Annotated in this window: 18 protein-coding genes; 9 read left to right on the forward strand and 9 right to left on the reverse strand. The window is 30.2% G+C overall.

Annotated features, from left to right (window positions below):
- The first annotated feature begins 50 nt into the window (after positions 1-50).
- Both WG945_RS12660 and WG945_RS12665 read left to right on the forward strand, forming a co-directional pair.
- A complete protein-coding gene (locus WG945_RS12660) occupies positions 51-1154 on the forward strand; it encodes an alkaline phosphatase (protein WP_068449508.1) in 1104 nt (367 codons plus the stop codon).
- A gap of 6 nt (positions 1155-1160) precedes the next feature.
- Entirely contained in the window at positions 1161-2957 is a 1797-nt protein-coding gene (locus WG945_RS12665) for an alkaline phosphatase (RefSeq protein WP_082864219.1), read from the forward strand.
- 387 nt (positions 2958-3344) lie between these two features.
- Here the strand turns inward: WG945_RS12665 and WG945_RS12670 are convergent, their stop codons facing one another.
- Genes WG945_RS12670 through WG945_RS12685 form a run of 4 tightly spaced genes read right to left on the reverse strand, consistent with a single transcriptional unit; the run spans position 3345 to position 7436 of the window.
- Complete coding sequence (locus tag WG945_RS12670; RefSeq protein WP_068449507.1) at positions 3345-4367, reverse strand: UDP-glucose--hexose-1-phosphate uridylyltransferase; 1023 nt, start codon at positions 4365-4367, stop codon at positions 3345-3347.
- A 15-nt stretch (positions 4368-4382) separates the two neighbouring features.
- Complete coding sequence (gene galK, locus WG945_RS12675; RefSeq protein WP_068449506.1) at positions 4383-5534, reverse strand: galactokinase; 1152 nt, start codon at positions 5532-5534, stop codon at positions 4383-4385.
- An 11-nt stretch (positions 5535-5545) separates the two neighbouring features.
- Positions 5546-6436: an aldose 1-epimerase gene (locus WG945_RS12680; RefSeq protein ID WP_068449505.1), complete on the reverse strand. Its 891-nt coding sequence runs from the start codon at positions 6434-6436 to the stop codon at positions 5546-5548.
- Positions 6437-6443: 7 nt separating this feature from the next.
- Positions 6444-7436, reverse strand: coding sequence for a GntR family transcriptional regulator (locus WG945_RS12685; RefSeq protein WP_068449504.1), 993 nt, complete (start codon positions 7434-7436; stop codon positions 6444-6446).
- Between the two features lie 168 nt (positions 7437-7604).
- Here WG945_RS12685 and WG945_RS12690 point away from each other — a divergent pair, with 168 nt between their 5' ends.
- Positions 7605-9233 carry a sodium/sugar symporter gene (locus WG945_RS12690; RefSeq protein WP_068449503.1) on the forward strand — a complete coding sequence of 543 codons (1629 nt, stop codon included), beginning with the start codon at positions 7605-7607 and terminating at the stop codon, positions 9231-9233.
- Between the two features lie 185 nt (positions 9234-9418).
- Here WG945_RS12690 and WG945_RS12695 read toward each other — a convergent pair whose 3' ends face one another.
- Both WG945_RS12695 and WG945_RS12700 read right to left on the reverse strand, forming a co-directional pair.
- On the reverse strand, positions 9419-9865 hold the full coding sequence (locus WG945_RS12695; protein WP_068449502.1) for an acyl-CoA thioesterase: 447 nt from the start codon (positions 9863-9865) through the stop codon (positions 9419-9421).
- 69 nt (positions 9866-9934) lie between these two features.
- On the reverse strand, positions 9935-12064 hold the full coding sequence (locus WG945_RS12700) for a carboxy terminal-processing peptidase (RefSeq protein WP_068449501.1): 2130 nt from the start codon (positions 12062-12064) through the stop codon (positions 9935-9937).
- 332 nt (positions 12065-12396) lie between these two features.
- Here WG945_RS12700 and surE point away from each other — a divergent pair, with 332 nt between their 5' ends.
- The 6 genes from surE (at position 12397) to WG945_RS12730 (ending at position 17659) form a co-directional block, all read left to right on the forward strand.
- Positions 12397-13167 carry a 5'/3'-nucleotidase SurE gene (gene surE / locus WG945_RS12705; RefSeq protein WP_068449589.1) on the forward strand — a complete coding sequence of 257 codons (771 nt, stop codon included), beginning with the start codon at positions 12397-12399 and terminating at the stop codon, positions 13165-13167.
- A complete protein-coding gene (locus WG945_RS12710) occupies positions 13155-13442 on the forward strand; it encodes a hypothetical protein (RefSeq protein ID WP_068449500.1) in 288 nt (95 codons plus the stop codon). The genes surE and WG945_RS12710 overlap by 13 nt, the downstream gene beginning before the upstream one ends.
- A gap of 78 nt (positions 13443-13520) precedes the next feature.
- A complete protein-coding gene (gene lpxB / locus WG945_RS12715; protein ID WP_068449499.1) occupies positions 13521-14642 on the forward strand; it encodes a lipid-A-disaccharide synthase in 1122 nt (373 codons plus the stop codon).
- 10 nt (positions 14643-14652) lie between these two features.
- A complete protein-coding gene (locus tag WG945_RS12720; protein WP_231874625.1) occupies positions 14653-14988 on the forward strand; it encodes a n-acetylglutamate synthase in 336 nt (111 codons plus the stop codon).
- A gap of 137 nt (positions 14989-15125) precedes the next feature.
- Positions 15126-15605 carry a C40 family peptidase gene (locus tag WG945_RS12725; RefSeq protein ID WP_068449497.1) on the forward strand — a complete coding sequence of 160 codons (480 nt, stop codon included), beginning with the start codon at positions 15126-15128 and terminating at the stop codon, positions 15603-15605.
- Between the two features lie 38 nt (positions 15606-15643).
- Entirely contained in the window at positions 15644-17659 is a 2016-nt protein-coding gene (locus WG945_RS12730) for a ComEC/Rec2 family competence protein (RefSeq protein WP_068449496.1), read from the forward strand.
- A gap of 33 nt (positions 17660-17692) precedes the next feature.
- Here the strand turns inward: WG945_RS12730 and WG945_RS12735 are convergent, their stop codons facing one another.
- The 3 genes from WG945_RS12735 to WG945_RS12745 all read right to left on the reverse strand — a co-directional run bounded on the left by WG945_RS12735 (position 17693) and on the right by WG945_RS12745 (position 21366).
- Positions 17693-18214: a thioredoxin family protein gene (locus WG945_RS12735; RefSeq protein ID WP_068449495.1), complete on the reverse strand. Its 522-nt coding sequence runs from the start codon at positions 18212-18214 to the stop codon at positions 17693-17695.
- An 85-nt stretch (positions 18215-18299) separates the two neighbouring features.
- Positions 18300-19868 (reverse strand): peptide MFS transporter, encoded by a 1569-nt coding sequence (locus tag WG945_RS12740; protein ID WP_068449494.1) that lies wholly within the window; start codon positions 19866-19868, stop codon positions 18300-18302.
- Between the two features lie 61 nt (positions 19869-19929).
- Entirely contained in the window at positions 19930-21366 is a 1437-nt protein-coding gene (locus WG945_RS12745; protein WP_068449493.1) for a peptide MFS transporter, read from the reverse strand.
- Positions 21367-21376: the final 10 nt, after the last annotated feature.

The raw sequence follows: 21376 nt of genomic DNA on the forward strand, positions 1-21376 counted from the left end.
CTTTTTCTATTTTAATATTAATAAAAATATACTTTCAAATTTTTTGAAAAATGAAGAAAATTATAATACTGAGTTTAATTTCTATGTTTTACATAGGATGTGAAAAAAAATCAGAAAAAAGAAACCAAGAAGAACCGTTAAATATCATTTTTATGATTGGTGACGGTATGGGACTTGCCCAAATTTCTACTGCTTTTTATTTTGGAAAAGAAACGCCTAATTTTGAGCAATTTAAAAATATTGGTTTTATAAAAACACCAAGTACAAGTCATACAATTACAGATTCTGCAGCAGGTGCTACTGCTTTTTCAACAGGAGAAAAAACATATAAAAGAGCCATTGGTATGTCTAAAGATAGTTTGCCTTTGCCTACAATTTTAGAAACTTTACAAAAAAAAGATTATCAGACTGGTTTTGTAACTTTAACACCAGTTACACATGCAACTCCTGCTTCTTTTTATGCACATGTAAAAGATAGAGACTTACATGAAGACATCGCTTTAGATTTAGTAAAATCTAATGTAGATTTTTTTGTTGGTGGAGGTTTAAAATACTTAAAACGTAGAACTGATAAAAAAGATTTATATACAGCGTTAATTGCAAAAAACTACAAATTAGATTCTGTGAGTTTATCAAAGTTTGATGTAAACAAAAAGAACGGATATTTACTAGCCGAAGAAGGTTTGCCTTCTAAAACAGAGGGTAGAAAAAGTTTTTTACAAGATGCAACTCAATTAGGTTTAGATTATTTTACTAAGAAAGGAAAACCATTCTTTTTTATGATAGAAGGTTCTTATATAGATTGGGGAGGGCATGCAATGGATGCAGAGTTATTAAAACAAGAAGTCTTAGATTTTGACAAAACAATTGGTGTGGTTTTAAGATACATAAAAAAACATCCAAATACACTTTTAGTGGTTACTGCAGATCATGAAACAGGAGGTGTTAGTATTGGTAAATCTTATATGATAGATGAAGAAACCGGAGAAAAATCTGAAGAAGTAGATAATGTTTCTATTAATTTTAACAACGATCAACATAGTGGAACTTTAATTCCTGTTTTTGCAAAAGGGAAAGGTTCAGAAAACTTTCAAGGTATTTATGAAAATAATGAAATTTACCATAAAATGTTTAAAGCAATCAATAATAAATAACTTAAAATGAAATTAAATATAAAAACGTTATTACTTGTAATTGCAGTCTTTTTGGGAGTAAAAAATAAAAGTATTGCTCAAAATAATGCAATTATTCATTCTCACAACGATTACAATCAATCAGTACCTTTTTGGAATGCTTTTGCAAACGGAGCAACTTCTTTTGAAGCTGACATTTTTCTAAAAGACAACGATTTGTTTGTTGCTCATAATTATGAAGATATTTCCCCATCAAAAACATTAGAAGCTTTATATCTAAAGCCATTAGAAACTGTTTTTAATATGGAGTACAAAAAGGAAGCACAATTAATCCTTTTGATTGATATTAAATCTGATGCTATTAAAACCTTAGAAAAACTTATAGAAGTTCTAAAAAAACATACTTCTATAATTAACAATAAGCAGATTAAAATTGTTGTTTCTGGAAACAGACCAAAAGCTAAAGATTATGTCAACTATCCTGATTTTATCTTTTTTGATTATCAAGAATTAGAAACTTCGGTTTCATCAGAAATTTGGAAAAAAATTGCTATGGTTAGTTTAGATTTTAAACAATTTTCTGAATGGAATGGAAAAGGAAGGTTAACACATGGTGATGAAAATCGAATTGTAGAGGTTTTAGAAAAAGCAAATAAAACGAATAAGCCTTTTCGTTTTTGGGGAAGTCCAGATTCTAAAAGAGCATGGAGAACTTTATCTGAAATGGGAGTTTCAATCATAAATACAGATCATCCCTTTAAATGTGTTAATTATTTTAAATCTTTACCAAGCAGATTGGTAACTTCAACTACTTTTTCTGAAGTTTACAAGCCAAGTTTTAACAACGATCAAAAAGACTTACCTGTTAAAAACATTATTTTATTAATTGGAGATGGAAATGGTTTGGCTCAAATTTCATCAACAGCACTTGCAAATAATGGCGAATTAACTTTAACTCAATTAAAAAGTATTGGTTTTATAAAAACACAAGCTGCAGACGATTTTACAACAGATTCTGCTGCTGCAGGTACTGCTTTAGCAACCGGAGTTAAAACAAATAACAGAGCAATTGGTACAGGAGTAAATGGAGAGCCTTTAAAAAATATTACAGAAATTTTAAGCGAACAGGGTTTTTCTACAGCATGTATTACTACAGATAATATTTTAGGAGCAACACCTGCTTCATTTTACGCACATGCAAAAGATAGGTCTGATGATTCTACAATTTCTAAAGATTTAATCAATAGTAGACTGAATCTTTTTATTGGAGGTGGAGCTTCTGCTTTTAAAAAGACAAACCTTACTGATAACTTTAAAATAGTTTCATCTTTTAATGATTTAAAAAATACTACGGATGACAAAGTAGGTTTTTTTATGTCTAAACACGGTATGAAATGGATTACAGAAGGAAGAGGTAGTGTTTTAGCTGATGCAACTAAAACGGGGCTTAATTTTTTAAGGAAAAAACAAAAACCTTTCTTTTTGATGATTGAAGCTGCAAAGATAGATCACGCAGGTCATTCTAACGATACAGCAGGAATTTTAGCGGAATCGATAGATTTTGATAAAGCAATTACAGAAGCTTTAATATTTGCAGATAACAACCCAGAAACTTTGGTTATTATAACTGCAGACCACGAAACATCTGGTTTTAGTATTTCGCGAGGAGATATAAAAACACACCAAATTGAAGGTTATTTTGCTTCTTATGATCACACAGCAATTATGGTACCTATTTTTGCTTACGGGGCAAAATCGAACGAGTTTCAAGGAGTTTATGAAAATAACGAAGTGTTTTCTAAAATTCTTAAAGTTTTAAAATAGATAAAATTAATAGCAAATATTTTGGATAAGCTGCTTAGTAGTAATCTTTATGCAAAATAGATTGTCACATAATTATGTATAGCTATAGGTGTATTAAATACATCTATAGCTTTATAAATGCTCCATTTTTTTCTTCCAAAGAATCCTTTTTTTATTTTCTAAATTACTTGCTTTATGTGTATAATTTATCTTTTCTGCCAGATTTAAAGGTTACATGAGGTTTGTCAGTCATTATTTTATGAAGATTATGAGAGTTTATTCATGATATTTCTTCGTGCGATATAATGACAGTTTATAAATAATGGGTTTTGTAACATATTAAAATTAAAAAATCACCTAAAAATTGCTTTTTAGATGATTTCCTTTATTTCTATAAGTCTATAATTCCTACAAACAATCTTTTATCATTTTTACCGCTTGTTCTGCAGTTATATCTCTTTGTGGAGTTCCAAACATTTCGTAACCAACCATAAATTTCTTTACAGATGCACTTCTTAATAAAGGCGGATAAAAACTCATGTGGAAATGCCAATGCTTGTTTTCGTTACCATCTGTTGGTGCTTGATGAATACCGCTAGAATATGGGAAAGAAGTGTTAAAAATCTTATCGTATGCTTTGGTTAATACAGAAATTGCTTCTCCGTATTGTAACGTTTCTGCTTCCGTCATTTCTAAGATATTAGCCAAAGGTCTTTTAGGAACAATCATTGCTTCGAAAGGCCAAATTGCCCAAAAAGGAACTAATACTACAAAACCATCATTTTCAAAAATAATACGTTCTTGCTTTTCTAATTCTTGTGCTAAATAATCTCCCAATAAACTACTATTGTTGTTATTAAAGTAGTTTAATTGTTGTGTGTTTTTTTTATCAACTTCGTTTGGTAAAGAAGATTGACTCCAAATTTGTCCGTGAGGATGTGGATTACTACAACCCATTACAGCACCTTTGTTTTCGAATATTTGAACGTAGTTGATGTTTGGATTTTCAGACAATTCTTTAAATTCTCTTTGCCATGCAAAAACAACTTTCTGAATTTCTGTAGCCGACATGTCTGCCAAACTTTTTGAGTGATCTGGACTAAAACAAATTACCTTACAAATACCCGTTTCACTCTGTGCTTTTAAAAGTCCGTCGTTTACATTAAATGTTGGCGAATCATTTTGTAAAGCAGCAAAATCATTTGTAAAAACAAACACATCTTTATATTCTGGGTTTACTTCTCCGTTAATTCTTGTGTTTCCAGCACATAAATAACAAGATTCATCATGCGTTGGTCTTTTTTCGTTATTAACCTCTTCATTTTGTCCTTGCCAAGGTCTTTTAGCTCTATGAGGTGAAACTAACACCCATTCTCCTGTAAGAATATTAAATCGCTTGTGCGAATAATCTTGTAAATTTGTATTGCTCATTTTCTTGTGTTGTAATTATTGTTTTACGATATGTGTACCTTCAGAAAGTTCAATAAAATATACTGAACATTCATTGTTAAATTCATTTTTATAGGCTTTAGAAGCCGTTTCTGCAAAAGCTTTTGCTTCGCTTTTATCAATTAAATTAATAGTGCAACCACCAAAACCTCCACCCATCATTCTTGCGCCAAGAACGTGTTTGTTTTTCTTAGCTTGTGCTACTAAAAAGTCTAATTCATCACAACTTACTTTGTATTGGTTAGACAAACCTTCGTGAGATTGGTAAATTAAAGCTCCTAATAATTCTAAATCATTATCTTCAATAGCTTTTGCTGCTTTTATAGTTCTGTTATTTTCTTGAATAACAAACAATGCTTTTTGATAATTAGAAGGCGTAACTTTATCTACAATCGTTTCTAAATCTGCTTCTGTAGCATCTCTTAAAGCTTTTATGTTTAATAATTCAGATACGCTTTCACATGCGGAACGTCTGTCATTATAAGCACTGTCTGATAAACTATGTTTAACATTGGTGTTTATCAACATTAATTGATGATTTTCGAAATCTATTTTATAAGGATTCGATGCTACCGTTCTGCAATCTAAATGCAGTGCGTGGTCTTTAATACCAAACATACTTGCATATTGATCCATAATTCCGCAGTTTACACCTACATAATTATGTTCTGCTTTTTGCGATATTAAAATCATTTCGTGTTTGGTTAAACCTAAATCAAACAATTCATTTAAACCAAAAACAACACTATTTTCTAAAGCTGCAGAAGAAGACATACCTGCTCCACCAGGAATATTTCCTTTAAAAATGATATTAAAATCGTCAATAACTTTATTCTTATTCTGAATTTCGGCAACAACACCAAAAACATAGTTTTCCCAACTTCCTTCTTTAGAAGGTTTAATTTTATCTAATTCAAATTTTATGGTACTGTCTAAATCTAAGGCGATGGCTGTAGAGTTACCAGATTCACTTTTTTGAATAGCGGCTGCAATACCTTTATTTACTGCTGCAGGAAAAACAAAACCATCATTATAATCTGTATGTTCTCCAATAATATTGATTCTTCCTGGAGAAAAAATTAATAGTGGTTCCGTTTTAAATTCTTTGATGAATGTTTCTTTAACATCCTTAATTAGTGTTGCACTCATAATTTGCTTCGTTAATTGTTAATTATGTTTATTTTCCAAACAATGGAATATTTGTCATTAGGGTCTAATGTTTGTAATCCTATTTTATTATTAAAGCTATTAGAAACACCTGTTGTAGGTTCTATTGCAATAGTGTTTAATCTTGGAGGAGTATAAGCTTGTAAGAAATTATCTTTAACGGATGATTGAAAGTTTAATTGATATTTAGGTGTTTTAAACTGAACTTTGTCTGAGTTTAATCCCCAACAATCATCTAATTGTTTTTTCTCGATATCTAAATTTATGATAGAATTTACGGTTTCTGATCCTGTGGTAATATTTCGATCACCAATTATTAATTTTTGATCACAATCAAAATTCAGAGAACTTTCTGCTAAATTATCACTGATAAAATAAGGGTGCCACCCTAAAGTAAACGGAAAAGTTTTAGCGTCGGTATTTCTTACAGTAACAGATAAATCTAGCCCATCATTTGTAAAAATATACGTAACTTGAATAGAATATGTATACGGAAAACCATCATTTCGTAGATTTTCATTATACTCTAAAGTTATTTTAGCATTAGTTGCAGATGCTTCTTTATCAATTACTTTAAACGTTTTATTATACACAAAACCATGTAATGCATTTTGCTCTTCTTTCTGATTTTTTTCTAATTGAAAATCTTCATTATTAAAAGAATATTTTCCATCTTTAATTCTATTAGCAAACGGAAATAAAATTGATGAAGCATACGTAGAATCGTAGGTTAATGGATGCAAGTCTTGAATGATGGCATTTCCGCCCAAAGTTAATTCTTGCAAACTAGCTCCTTCGTTTAGGTAAATTTTACCAAAAACTGTGTTTTCAGTATTTTTTACTTCTAAAATATTTGTTTCTGTGTTATGGTTTATAGTATACAATGTGCTGTTATATTGAGTTTCTAATAATTAATTTATTCAGATTTTCTATCTTATCTTGTTCTTTGTTTAATATCATTTTAGCCAACCTTTTTCCCATTTCGTTAAAATCTGTAGTAATGGTTGTAATGCCTCCTTCTACTATTTCTTTAAGTAAAGTATCATTATAAGAGATGACTCCAATATCATTAACTAAAGTCATATTCTGACTTTTCATTTTCTTGATAATTCTCAATAAGCTAATATCATCGAGCAATATGTAAAGTTCTCCTTTTATTAAAGGTTCTTCTTTTACGGCACTTAAAACTTCAAAAGAAATGAAGTTTTTCTCACAAAATTGTATAAACCCTTTAAGTATTCCTTTAGGCTGTTTTTGCTCAGAAAAGATAAGATTAATTTTATTATATTTTGAAATCAATGGTAAAGCCTTATGTAGGTTTTCATAGATTGCTTTTTCAAAATTTTGATAAATTGATGGGTATTCGATTAAGTCTTCGGGAACCTGATCTAAAATATAGACTTTATCATTCGGTAATAATTGAATGCTTTTATTTGTGTTTTCTAAATTGGCCGGCATTATTACATAATAGTTATAACTACCTGCATTGTCTTTTATTAATTTTTGAAAAATAGACTCGTTAAAATGATGAAAGAAAATATCTACTTGAATCGTATCTTCTAGATTTTCCAAAAAAGAATTATATAAATCTTCTTTAAACGAATTTAATTCATCAAAAAGTAAAAATATTTTTTGATGCACATTAATGTCTTCGCTTAAAACATAATATCCTTTCCCTACAATAGATTCTATAATACCTCTGTTTTTTAATTCATTAAAAGCCATTAAAACAGTGTCTCTAGAAAGCTTGTTGTTGTTTTTAATAGTATTAATAGAAGGCAGTTGATCTCCTTTTTTTAATAAACCATTTTCTATAGCATTTTCTATAGCACTAATGATTTGCTTATATTTAGGAATCCCTATTTTTTTTTTAATTTCTATCATAATTGATTACAAATATATAATTTTTTCAACAAAAAAACCTACCTGACCCTACTAGTTGATAAAAATGTACTCAGAGGCACATTTCTTTGGGCTTACAGATACATTTTCTTAAATTATATACATATATTTGACTTGTATAAATAATTAACTAAAACAAAAATAATAATTATGAAAGCAGGTTTTGAAATGTGGGACTATATAGTCTTCATAGCGTATGCCATTTTAATTTTGGGTGTAGGTTTATGGGTTTCTCGAGATAAGAAGGGACACCAAAAAAATGCAGAAGATTACTTCTTGGCAAGTAAATCTTTGCCTTGGTGGGCAATTGGTACTTCTTTAATTGCTGCAAATATTTCTGCAGAACAATTTATTGGTATGTCTGGTTCTGGTTTTGCACTAGGTATTGCAATTGCTTCTTATGAATGGATGGCAGCCTTAACTTTAATAATTGTTGGTAAATATTTCTTACCTATTTTTATTGAAAAAGGATTGTATACCATTCCAGAATTTGTTGAAAAACGTTTTTCTACTAACCTTAAAACCATTTTAGCTGTATTTTGGTTAGGTTTATACATATTTGTTAATCTTGCTTCTGTTTTATATTTAGGAGGTTTGGCTATTGAAACCATTATGGGCGTAGATATGATGTATGCAATTATTGGTTTGGCGTTATTTGCGGCTGCGTACTCTTTGTATGGTGGTTTGTCTGCAGTAGCTTGGACAGATGTTATACAAGTAGTATTTTTAGTGTTAGGTGGTTTGGTTACTACTTATTTAGCTTTAAATACGGTTTCTGGAGGAGAAGGAATGTTAGCTGGTTTTTCTAAAGTATTGGATGCGGCACCAGAAAAGTTTCATATGATATTGGATGAATCTAATGATAACTATGTAAACTTACCTGGTATTTGGGTATTAGTTGGTGGTTTATGGGTTGCAAACTTGTACTATTGGGGTTTCAACCAATATATTATTCAAAGAACTTTAGCAGCTAAATCTTTAAAAGAATCTCAAAAAGGGATTTTATTAGCAGCATTTTTAAAATTGATTATTCCTTTAATTGTTGTAATTCCTGGTATTGCAGCGTATGTAATGGTAAACGACCCAGCTATTATGGCTAATTTAGGAGAAGTAGGTATGTTAAATGTGCCTTCTGCAGAACAAGCTGATAAAGCATATCCTTGGTTACTACAATTTCTACCTACAGGTCTTAAAGGTGTTGCTTTTGCAGCTTTAGCTGCTGCAATTGTTTCTTCTTTAGCTTCGATGTTGAATTCTACATCTACCATTTTTACAATGGATATTTATAAGCAATATATTAACAAAAATGCAAATGATAAAACAACGGTAAATGTGGGTAGAATTTCTGCTGCAGTTGCATTAATAATTGCTGTTATTGTTGCGCCACTTTTAGGGGGTATCGATCAAGCATTTCAATTTATTCAAGAATACACAGGTATTGTAAGTCCAGGTATTTTAGCCGTATTTATCTTAGGTTTGTTTTATAAGAAAACAACTAATAATGCAGCGATTTGGGGAGCTATTTTATCTATTCCAATTGCATTAGCATTGAAATTTATTCCTATTCCTGTATTTGAGCCTTGGATGCATCAAATGGGAATTACAGCTGTCTTAACGCTTATTATCATTATGGTTATGAGTAATATTCAAAACAAAGGGAAAGATGATCCTAAAGGGATTGATTTTGGAACAGATTTATTTAAAACAACTCCGTTATTTAACTTAGGTTCTATTGCCGTTTGTATTTTAGTAACTGTACTATATTGTTTATTCTGGTAAGAGATTATTAAACATAATTTTAACAAAAAAAATCGTCTAAAGAAATTTAGACGATTTTTTTTGTACTAGCTTTTAAAAGTTCTTCTTTTACATTAGAGCGATTATGAATCAAACTGATACTGTTATTAATTTAATTTTGTTAATATCGATTCCTGCTTTTAAGGAATGACAAAATAAATTATAATTTAGGTTCTAGTAAGAGCTATTTCTTCAAAATCTTCACTTTTTATTGCACTGTCAAATAAGCATTGTGCTTCTGCAGGAGGTATGGTTAGTTTTCTTTTAGTTAAATCTATCCAAGCTCCATATACCTTTATAATTGCAGATAACTGACCAGCTTCATTAAAAACTTGATGTGTAATTTTCCAGCGTTCCTTATTTTTAGACAAACCAGAAATTTTAAAATCTACGGAAATGTTTTCACCTAAGTGAATTTCTTTTCTAAAAGAAGTTTCTTCTGTAAATAGAATAGGACCAAGGTTGTGTTTTGTAAATTGTTCTATAGAAAAACCTTGTTCTTTAAAAAAACGCACTCTTACTTCTGCGGCATAATCATTATATGCAGTATGTCGCATGTGTCTATTCGGATCAAAGTCAGACCATTTTGTGTGAAATGTTACTTTAAAGCTCATTTTATATTTATTTAAAAAAGCCTGATAATATTATCAGGCTTTTTGTTGTTATTATTGTTTAAAAGATTATTAATATTTTACTATTTCGTTTTTAGTATTCATTTTTAATTCACTTAAAACGTTTATAGCTTCAAAAACATACACATCTTTAGATAAGTTTTTGTGCCATGCCAATCGTTTATCTGCTAAAGCTGTATCTTTTTTAATTAATGAAAGTTCATAATTTGGTGAATTAAAAGTCAAATTAGATTTATAATCAAAAACAGATTTAAATTTTTCAGCATCTTTTTCATTGGCCACATTACTTTCTTCAAAAAGTTTATAGTTTAAAGAGTAAGAAGTGTCATCTTGTTTCTTTTTTAACCATTTTGCGTATTCATTTATCAACTTAAATTTAGAATCGGTAGCAATTCTTTGTTTGCTATTATTAACAACATCATTAAAGTTTTGGTACGAATTTGTTTGCACATAATCTGCTTGCTTAACCTTGTCCCAAACGAGTGCGCCATCTAAATCTCTTTCTCCAAATTTCATATAACTATATCTGTCTGGCATAGCTATGTCTGAATATACTCCTTCAATTTGAGTAGAACCACCGTTAACTCTGTAGAATTTTTGAATGGTCATTTTTAGTGCTCCTAAATCTTTATCATATTTTGTAAATTGATTAATTGGCAATACACTTTGTACGGTTCCTTTACCATAGGTTTGGTTACCGCCCATAATTACCGCTCTTTTATAATCTTGCATTGCTGCGGCAAAAATTTCTGAAGCAGAAGCAGAAAATTCGTTTACTAAAACAACGACTGCTCCTTCCCATTGAATTTTTGGGTCAATATCTTTTTTTATGATTGGATTTTCACCTCTATATTTTACTTGTACAATTGGGCCTTCATTAATAAATAAGCCACTAATTTCTATTGCTGTTTTTAAAGAGCCACCTCCATTGTTTCTTAAATCTACAATTAAACCACTAACTCCTTCGCTTTTAAGGCGTTCTATTTCTTGTTCCATATCTTTAGCAGAGTCTCTATAGCTTTCCTCGTTAAAATCTATATAGAACTTAGGTAAATCTATAATTCCGAATTTTTTACCATCCTTTTCTACAATACTAGATTTTACAAAAGTTTCTTCTAGTTCTACAACATCTCTAGTAATAGAAATAACTTTGTTTGTACCGTCTAATTTTTTCTTAACTGTTAATTTAACTTCAGTACCTTTCTTTCCTTTTATAAATTTTATAGCATCATCTAAACGCATTCCAACAATATCTAAAGGCTCTTCGTTTCCTTGAGCAACTTCTAAAATAATATCACCAGGTTCTAAGCTACCTTCTTTCCAAGCAGGTCCACCAGAAACTAATTCAAAAATTTCTGTGTAAATTCCTTTTTTTACTAAACGTGCTCCAATACCTTCTAATTTACCAGACATGTCTTGGTCAAAACGTTCTTTTATACTTGGGGCCATATAGGTTGTGTGTGGGTCAAAAGCACCAACAACACTGTTTAAAAAAGTAGAAAACCAATCTTCATGTTCTAATTCTTCAATTCTAACATATAAATCGTCCATGTTTTTAAGCACTTCTGCACGAGCTTCTTTTTCGAATTCGTCAAAACTTTTCGTTTTGTGATTTTTGTCTTTAAGTACGTCTGCTTTTTGTTTATCTAACTTATCTTGAATTCTAATTAAAGTACTTAATTTTAGCTGCTTGCGCCAGTAGTCTATTAGCTCATTTTCATTTTTAGCAAACGGAACTTTTTCATAATCTACATCAATCGTTTCATTCTTTTTAAAGTTGAACGGTTGTTTTAACAAGTCTCCGTAATACGATTTTGCATTTTTAATTTTACTAGAAAAACGATCATAAACCAAGTTATAAAAAGAGACATCTTCTTTTAAAAGTTGATTGTCAATTTCATATTTAAACTTAGAGAAATCTTTCATGTCTTTTTGAGTAAAATACCTTTTACTTGGGTCTAAGCCATCAATAAATTCAGTAAAAACATATTCAGAGAAATCATCATTCATGTCTTTTACAACAAAATGGCTCCTAGTTAGAATATTTCTAAGAATGTATACTAAAATTTTATCTTTCTCAGGATCTGAATTGGTATCCGTATTAGCGGCTTGAGTTTGCAAGCTAGTTGCAAATAGAAGTATTGCTAATAAAAATGTGGTGATTTTATATTTTGTCTTCATATTTAGGTATGTCGTTTTTTTAATTCTAAAATTACTAGTTGTGCTTTGCTAAACTACTAAAATAATGCCAAAATTATTTAGTAACTACTAGTCTTATTCGTTTTTGTGAATGGATTAAACACTATTTCTTCTTTTGGTTCAATTTTTAAATCTCAAAATAGCTTTCGTTTCTACAATATTACGTAAAAAAGAGAAATTGTATTCTTTACAAAATGTTAAAAAAGAATCGTATAAAATCAATTATATTTGCTTAAAATAATTTAGAATTTAAAGTTCAATATTTAAATTGAAAACTACCTTTAATTCTAAATTTTGAACTTTAAACAATGATGATGCAAAACAAACCATTAATTTTAATTACGAATGATGATGGAATTACGGCTCCTGGTTTAAGAGCTTTAATTACAATAATGAATAAAATTGGAGAAGTGGTTGTTGTAGCTCCTGATAGTCCGCAAAGCGGAATGGGGCATGCCATTACTGTTGATAATGTTTTAACTTGTAATGCTATAACTATAGATGATGGACCGCAATTAGAATACACTTGTTCTGGTACACCTGCAGATTGTGTAAAAATGGCGGTAAATGAAATTTTAAATAGAAAACCAGACTTATGTGTTTCTGGTATTAATCATGGCTCTAATGCTTCTATTAGTGTTATTTATTCTGGTACTATGAGTGCTGCAATAGAAGCAGGAATAGAAGGAATACCTGCTATTGGTTTTTCTCTATTAGATTTTAAATGGCATGCAGATTTTAAACAATCTGAAGATTTTATAAAAAACATTACATTAAATGCGTTGTTAAACGGTATTCCAGAAGGAATTGTTTTAAACGTAAATATTCCAAAATTAAAAAAGGAAGAAATAAAGGGAGTTAAAATTTGTAGACAGGCAAATGGATATTGGAAAGAAATTTTTGATAAACGAAAAAATCCAATGGGTAAAGAGTACTATTGGCTTTCTGGTGAGTTTATAAATAAAGATAAAGGCCAAGATACAGATCTTTATGCATTAGAAAGTGGCTATATTTCTGTAGTACCTGTACAATTCGATATGACTGCACATCACATGATTCAAAAATTAAACGCTTGGGAACTGTAAAAAAACATATTTTAATAGGAGTCTTAGTTTCATTATTTGCAACTTTTGGAGGTATATTTTTATATTTAGAATATATTTCGAAATTTGGTTTTTACGAAACTATCGATTTAATTAAAGAAGGAGAATTGTACGGTAAAGTATTGTCTTTAGCAGCAATTCCTAATTTATTTGTATTTTTTGTTTTTATCAAAAAGAAACAAGATCATAAAGCTAAAGGAGTATTATTGGCCACTATTTTATTGGCACTGACTACTTTGGTTTTAAAGTTTATTTAATAGAGATAATGTCTCCTCGAGCGCAGTCGAGAGGTTTAATAAGGTCTCGACTGCGCTCGACCAGACAAGTAAAAACTTATGAAATATTATATTATTGCTGGTGAAGCTTCAGGAGATTTACATGGTTCTAACCTAATGAAAGCTTTGTACAAAGAAGATGCAAACGCAGATATTAGGTTTTGGGGTGGAGATTTAATGGAAAGTGTTGGTGGCACTTTGGTTAGCCATTATAAAGAAAGAGCCTTTATGGGCTTTTTTGAGGTTATAATGAATCTTTCTAAGGTATTGGGTTTTATTAAATTCTGTAAAAAAGATATTGCACAATTTAAACCAGATGTACTTATTCTTATAGACAATTCAGGTTTTAATTTACGTGTTGCCAAATGGGCAAAAGAACAAGGTTTTAAAACGAATTATTATATTTCTCCTCAAGTTTGGGCAAGTAGAGCAAGTAGAGTTAAAGATATTAAAAGAGATATCGATACAATGTTTGTAATTCTTCCTTTTGAAAAGGAATTTTACGAAAAATACGACTATAAAGTAACTTTTGTTGGGCATCCCTTGATTGATGGAATTGCAGGTAGAAAACAAGTAGAAGAAGTTGCTTTTAGAAAAGAGTATGACTTAACAGATAAGCCTATTATTGCATTGTTGCCCGGAAGTAGAAAGCAAGAAATTACTAAAATGCTTTCTGTAATGTTGTCTTTAATTGATGATTTTTCAGATTATCAGTTTGTAATTGCTGGGGCTCCAAGTCAAGATTTTAGTTTTTATCAAAGTATTATTGGTAATAGAAAAGTAAGTTTTATTAGCAATAAAACGTATGATTTGTTGAGTGTTTCTTATGCTGCATTAGTTGGGTCTGGTACTGCAACTTTAGAAACAGCTTTGTTTAACGTTCCGCAAGTAGTTTGTTATAAAGGTGGCAATATTTCTTATCAGATAGCAAAAAGAATCATCACTTTAAAATTTATTTCTTTGGTAAATTTAATCATGGATAGAGAAGTGGTAAAAGAGTTGATTCAGAATGATTTTAATGAGAAGAATTTAAAAATAGAATTGACTAAGATTTTAGACGATACATATAGAGAAAAATTATTTTTAGAATATCTTGACTTAGTAAAGAAATTGGGAGGAAAAGGTGCTTCAGAAAAAGTTGCTAAACAAATTGTAAGTGATTTAAAAAAGGAAGTAAACTAGCTTATATATTATGAATTATAATAATAAGAAATTTAGAGTAGTTCAAAATACCGAGAATGGAGAAACATCAGAAGAAACTATTTTTGAATATAAGCAAAAGGATACTATTCTTACTTGTGAATATAAAGGAGGGAAAATAGTAAAAGGTCATTTAATAGGTCTTGTAGACAAAGATGGAAATATAGAAATGCGTTATCATCAGGTGAATCTTAAAGGAGAACTAATGACAGGTATTTGCAGCTCTAAGCCTAAAATGGAGTCTAATGGAAAAATAAGACTCTATGAAGAGTGGCAATGGACTTCTGGTGATCAAACAAGTGGGAAATCAGTTTTAGAAGAAGTTTAATTGCAGGGCGATAGCCAATAATTTAATTCGCAAAGGCTTGCTTTGAAAGAAAAAACATGTTTAGGAAGCATACCTCGTATCATTGGGACTAAGTTGTTGGTTTAAGTGTATCAATCATCAGTAAAAGAATATTTAATATGAAGAAATGTTTTTTTTTAATAGTTGTATTTTCTTTTGTATTAAGTTCTTGTTCCTCTACTAAAACCGTTGTTAAAAAGACAACAAAACCAACTACAAAAGTAGATAGAATTGTTTCAAATGCTTTAGAATACAAAGGAGTTCGTTATAAATTTGGAGGAACAACTAATAGAGGAATGGATTGTTCTGGGGTTGTTTATGTTGCCTTTGGAAGCGAAAATGTACAATTGCCAAGAATTTCTAGAGATATGGCAAAGAGAGGAAAGAAAATCTCTTTAAGTAAAGTAAAAAAAGGAGATTTATTATTCTTTAGAACCAGTAAAAGTAGACGAAGCATCAATCATGTTGGTTTGGTGGTTTCTCATATAAAAGGACAAATTAGGTTTGTTCACGCAACAACATCTAGAGGTGTTATTGTTTCTACTTTATCAGAAAAATATTGGAATAAAGCATTTGTAAAAGCAACAACTATCTTATAATTAGTTATTAACGTTTTTTTTAGTAACTTTAGCTTGCTATGAAAAGGTTGTACCATTATATACCCTTGCACTTTGTTGTGTTTTTAATTATTGGAATTTGTTTCCAGTTTTTCACTCAATTTTGGAAGTCAGATTTTTTAAAAATTTTATTGTTTTTAGGGGTTCTTGCAATGCTTGTTTTTTTGATAAAGAACAAAGTTATAAGAACCTGTATTGCTTTTGTTCTATTTTTTTTTGTTGGTGTTTCATCGGTTTATTTAAATGATGATAGAAATTACGATTCTTATTATCAACATCATTTAAAGGATAATTTTACGGTTGTTTTACAGATTCATAAAATATTAAAACCAGGGAATTATTATCAAAAATATGAGGCGACTATTATTAAGGTTGATGATCTGAAGACTTTGGGTACGGTACTTTTAAATGTTAAAAATGATAGTATTTCAAATCCTTTAAAAGTTGATGATCGGCTATTTTTAAAACCTATTTTAAAAGAGTTAATTCCGCCTTTAAATCCGCATCAATTTAATTATAAATCTTATTTAGCCAAACAGGGCATTCATCATCAGATATTTATTGATGAAAATAAATTTTTAAGGTTGAATACCAAAGCAAAGACCGTATTTGGTTTGTCGGCTACATTTAGAAATTTAATTCAGAAAGGTTTAGAAAAATATCATTTTAAGCCAGACGAATTAGCAGTGATAAATGCTTTGTTATTGGGGCAGCGACAAGATATTTCTAAAGAATTAATTGTAGATTATCAAAGAGCGGGAGCTATACATATTTTAGCTGTTTCTGGGTTGCATGTAGGTGTTATTTTGTGGATTCTATCTTTTATCTTTAAACCTGTAGAAAGAATAAAATACGGAAAGTTTATAAAAACAGTTATTATTGTTTCTTTACTTTGGATGTTTGCTTTTATAGCTGGTCTATCGGCTTCGGTTGTTAGAGCTGTAACTATGTTTACTTTTTTAGCAATCGGATTGTCTTTTCGTAGAAAAAATGTAGTAGAGTTTTCCTTCATTTCTTCCATGCTTTTTTTATTGTTGATAAAGCCAATGTTTCTTTTCGATGTAGGTTTTCAGTTAAGTTATTTAGCTGTTTTTGGGATACTTTGGACACAACCTAAAATTTATGGAATATGGAAACCTAAGTACAAGATTGTAAATTTTTTCTGGCAATTGTTAACCGTTTCATTAGCCGCTCAAGTAGGGATTTTGCCTTTAAGTATTTATTATTTTCAACAATTTCCAGGGTTGTTTTTAGCATCGAACTTAGTCATCATCCCTTTTTTAGGGGCAATTTTAATAGGCGGAATTTTAGTTATTATAACAGCAGTCTTAGATGTTTTACCTCAATTTTTAGCAGATATTTACGGAGTTGTTATTTCTTGGATGAATGGTTTTGTAAGTTGGGTTTCTCATCAAGAAGAATTCTTGTTTAAAGAAATTTCAATTTCATTTAGCAGCATGCTATTTTGGTATGTATTTCTGTTTTTAGCAGTGTCTTTCTTTTTAAAAAAGTCGTCTAAAGGACTTATTTACTTTTTAATTTCAATTTTATTTTTGCAGAGTGTTTTTCTATTTGAATCGAACGAAAATAAATCTAAAAAAGAATTGATTGTATTTCATAAAAGTAGGTTCTCTATGATTGGAAAAAGAGTAGGAGGTCAGCTATTTATAGAACACAACTTAGATATCGTAAGATTCGAAAATGAAAATAGTATTAAAACGTATCGAATTACAGAAGGTATTGATGAGGTTAAAAAGACCAATTTTAAGAATTTTATTCAATTTTCTAAAAAGAATATTTTATTGATTGATAGTTTAGGTGTTTACAATGTTTTGGGTATGAAAGAACCCGTTGTTGTATTGCAGTATTCACCAAAAATTAATCTAACAAGAATGATAGCAAGCATAAAACCATCACAAATTATTGCAGATGGTTCTAATTATAAAAGTGATGTTATCCTTTGGGAAAAGACTTGTTTAAAACATCAAATTCCTTTTCATTATACAGGTCAAAACGGGGCGTTTATTATTGATTAAAAAAACGTGTAGGTGTTTATGTCTACAAGAGTGTTATTTTAAATTACTTTTAAAATCATTATCAAAGTCTTCCCATTTTTTAGTTTTGTAAAGTTCATCAGAAAAATAGACCAATATTTTTTCCATAATTTCTTTGTCTAAATAACCAGGGATTTTATCTAATAACTGTACATCTTCCGACAAAAAGAGGGTAGTTGGGTAAGATAATTTACCATCCATTAAAGAAGCTGCAAGTTGGTGGTAACCACGTCTACCTTCTTTTTGAAATTTAAACGTATGATCATTAAAAATGATATCCTCTTTGCCTTCACCATCTAGTTTAACAGCGTAAAAGTTTTTATTGATATAATCACCTATTGTTTTATTAGAATAGGTGTTTAAATCCATTTTTTTACAATAGCCACACCAATCTGTATATATATCAACTAAAATAGGTTTTGGGTTTGCTTTGTTTAATTCGATAGCCTCTTCAAAACCAAGCCATTTAATGTTTTCTTGCCCATTTGTATTTATATAAAATAGGGAAACAGCAATAAGTAATATCAGTTTTTTCATAATTATTGAGTCGTAATATTTAGGTCTAATTTACAAAAAAAAAGAGCCTTTAAAAAAGCTCTTTTTTTATTTATTTGGATGAAGTTTATTTTACTCCGTGCATTAGTTTTTTTAATAAAGGCGTTAAGCTCATAATTAAAAGACCTGCAATGATAGGTACAAAAGTGAAAATTAAAAAGAAAGTACTCATAGAGTATTCTGTTGTTATTTTATCAATCATTCCTCCCATCAATCCTGCTAATTTATTTCCCATACCAACTGCAATATACCAAAGACCAAACATCATTGCAATCATTTTTCCTGGTACTAATTTAGATACGTAAGACAATCCTACCGGAGATAAACTTAATTCACCTAGAGTATGAAGTAAATAGGCTAAAATAAGCCAAATAACACTTACAGATGCTGTTTGTGCACCTTGAGGTATACTTGCAGAACCATAGGCCAAAACTAAGAATCCTAGTCCTAATAATATTAATCCAACACCAAATTTTACGGTTGCAGGTGGATTGAATTTGCTTTCCCAAATTTTAGAAAATAAAGGCGCAAATGTTATAATAAAGAATGAATTTAAAATTCCAAACCAAGAAGCAGGTATTTCTGTAGAAACTTCACTAAACTGGTTTTTTAACATGATGATTACTATGATCCAAATTACCGCAAAACTGATTCCTAAGAAAAGATTAGATAATGCATATTTTTTAAAAGTAATTTTAAATAAACTAATTAAAACATAGGTAATAATCATTAAAGGTACAACAGTAAGTAGTGTATTTGCTATTCTAAAAATATTTGCAGCGTTACCTTCTAATACTCTATTGGTATAATCTTTAGCAAAAATAGTCATAGAACCACCTGCTTGTTCAAATGCGGCCCAAAAGAAAATAGTAAAAAATGCTAAAATACCAACAACAATATATCTGTCTCTCTGTACATTGCTTGGTACATCGTCATAACTCTTTTCTTCTTTGCTAGCAACTGCATCAGATAAATCAACAACTTTACTTGGTTTTGTACCAACTTTACCAAAAATGCTTTGAGCAAAATAGAATTGTAACATTCCGAAAAACATAAAAATACCAGCTAAACCAAAACCAAAATGCCAACCATAGGTTTCACCAACATAACCACAAAGCATAATACCTAAAAAAGCACCAGCATTTACACCCATATAAAAAATAGTAAATGCACCATCTTTTTTTTCTTGAGCGTTTTTGTAAACACCATTAATAATTGAAGTAATATTAGGTTTAAAGAAACCATTTCCTGCAATTAATAAACCAATACCAACATATAATGCCCAAGGAGTATCAAATGCCATTGCTGCGTGCCCAAGTGTCATTAATAAAGCACCTATAACAACTGCATTTCTGTAGCCTAAAAACCTGTCGGCTAAAATACCTCCAATAATAGGAGTAAAGTACACTAACATTGTGTAGGTGCCGTATAAACTTAAAGCATCTTCACGACTCCAAGCCCAACCACCATCAGTTAATGATGAAATTAAAAAAATAACTAATAATGCACGCATTCCATAGTATGAAAAACGTTCCCACATTTCTGTGAAAAATAAAATAAATAAACCTGCTGGATGTCCTAGCAATAATTTATTGTTCATTTCTGAACCTTCAAATCTGTACTTAGTGGTATTCATGTATAAAAGTTAAAATTATTTAATTATTACAAACCTCATTAAGGTAAATTTTATAAGGTTGTTATTCTGTTTTTTTACTGATTCGGAATTCAAAACCTTCGGTCTCATCACTTTTAGTTTCTGTTCTATCTTCTGCACCATGCGTCAACCTTTTTAGAGGTTTTAGAATTGCAATCAATAATAAACCAAAAATAGTACATGTTATTGCAATTCCTGTAAACACTTCAAAATCTCCAGCATCTTCAGATAGACCTCCAATAAAACCAGCAACTTTGTTACCTAGACCAGTTGCAGCAAAATAAGCACCCATCATTAAAGAAGCGTATTTTAATGGCGCTAACTTAGTTATAAATGACAATGCAACAGGAGAAGCACAAAGCTCACCAATTGTATGAAAAAGGTATGCCAATATTAACCAAATCATTGCAGATTTTTCTGCTACTTCATCTCCATTCATTACTACCTCAGAGGCAGCTTTACTCATAAAGAAGAAACCAAAAGCCATAATAATTACACCTACTGCCATCTTAAATATAGAAGAAGCTTCTCTTCCTTTACTTTTCCATTTATACCAAAATCCACCAACAGCAGTTCCTAATACAATGATAAAGAATGCATTTACTGATTGAAATACAGCGGCTGGAATTTCATTTCCAATTAAAGGTAAAGAGAAAGATAAAATTCTATTTGTTTTTTGTTCGGTATATAAACTCATTAATCCACCGGCTTGTTCAAAAGCACCCCAAAAAACAATAATTATTAAGAAAGAAAGAAACATTACTAACATTCTATCTTTTTCAATTTTAGTTAAAGGCTTTTTTAGTAATTCTTTATCAGGTGAATCTGCATTACCGATAAAATTTCCAACGCTACCTAAATATTTTAAGCCATACATATATACAATTTGACCAAGTCCCATACCAATACCCGCTAGACCAAAACCATAATGCCATCCATATTTAGCGGCAACTGCACCAACTAAAATAGCTCCTAAGAAAGCTCCTAAGTTAATTCCTATGTAGAAAACATAAAAACCTTTGTCTCGTCTCTCATCTCCTTGTTTGTATAGACCTCCAACCATTGTAGATATGTTTGGCTTTAAGAAACCAACACCAATTACAATAAAAATAAGCCCTGTAAAGAATGCCCATTGCGCATCAATTGCTAAAATTCCGTGACCGATACACAATAAGATTCCTCCGAGCATTACTGCTTTCTTTTGTCCTATAAATTTATCAGCAATCCAACCTCCAGGAATGGATGTTAAATAGACAAACATGGTATATGTTCCGTAAAAAGATAAAGTCTCACCATTAGTCCAACCAAAACCAGATTGTGGATCTCCCATAATAATTGGAGCAGCAAGATATAACGTTAAAATTGCTCGCATTCCATAATAAGAAAAACGTTCCCACATTTCCACAAAAAATAATACGTACAACCCTACAGGATGCCCAAATAACTCTTTTTCATGTGGTTCTTTTATTAAATTACTCATAGTTTATCCT

This window comes from Polaribacter atrinae, assembly GCF_038023995.1.
GTDB lineage: Bacteria > Bacteroidota > Bacteroidia > Flavobacteriales > Flavobacteriaceae > Polaribacter > Polaribacter atrinae.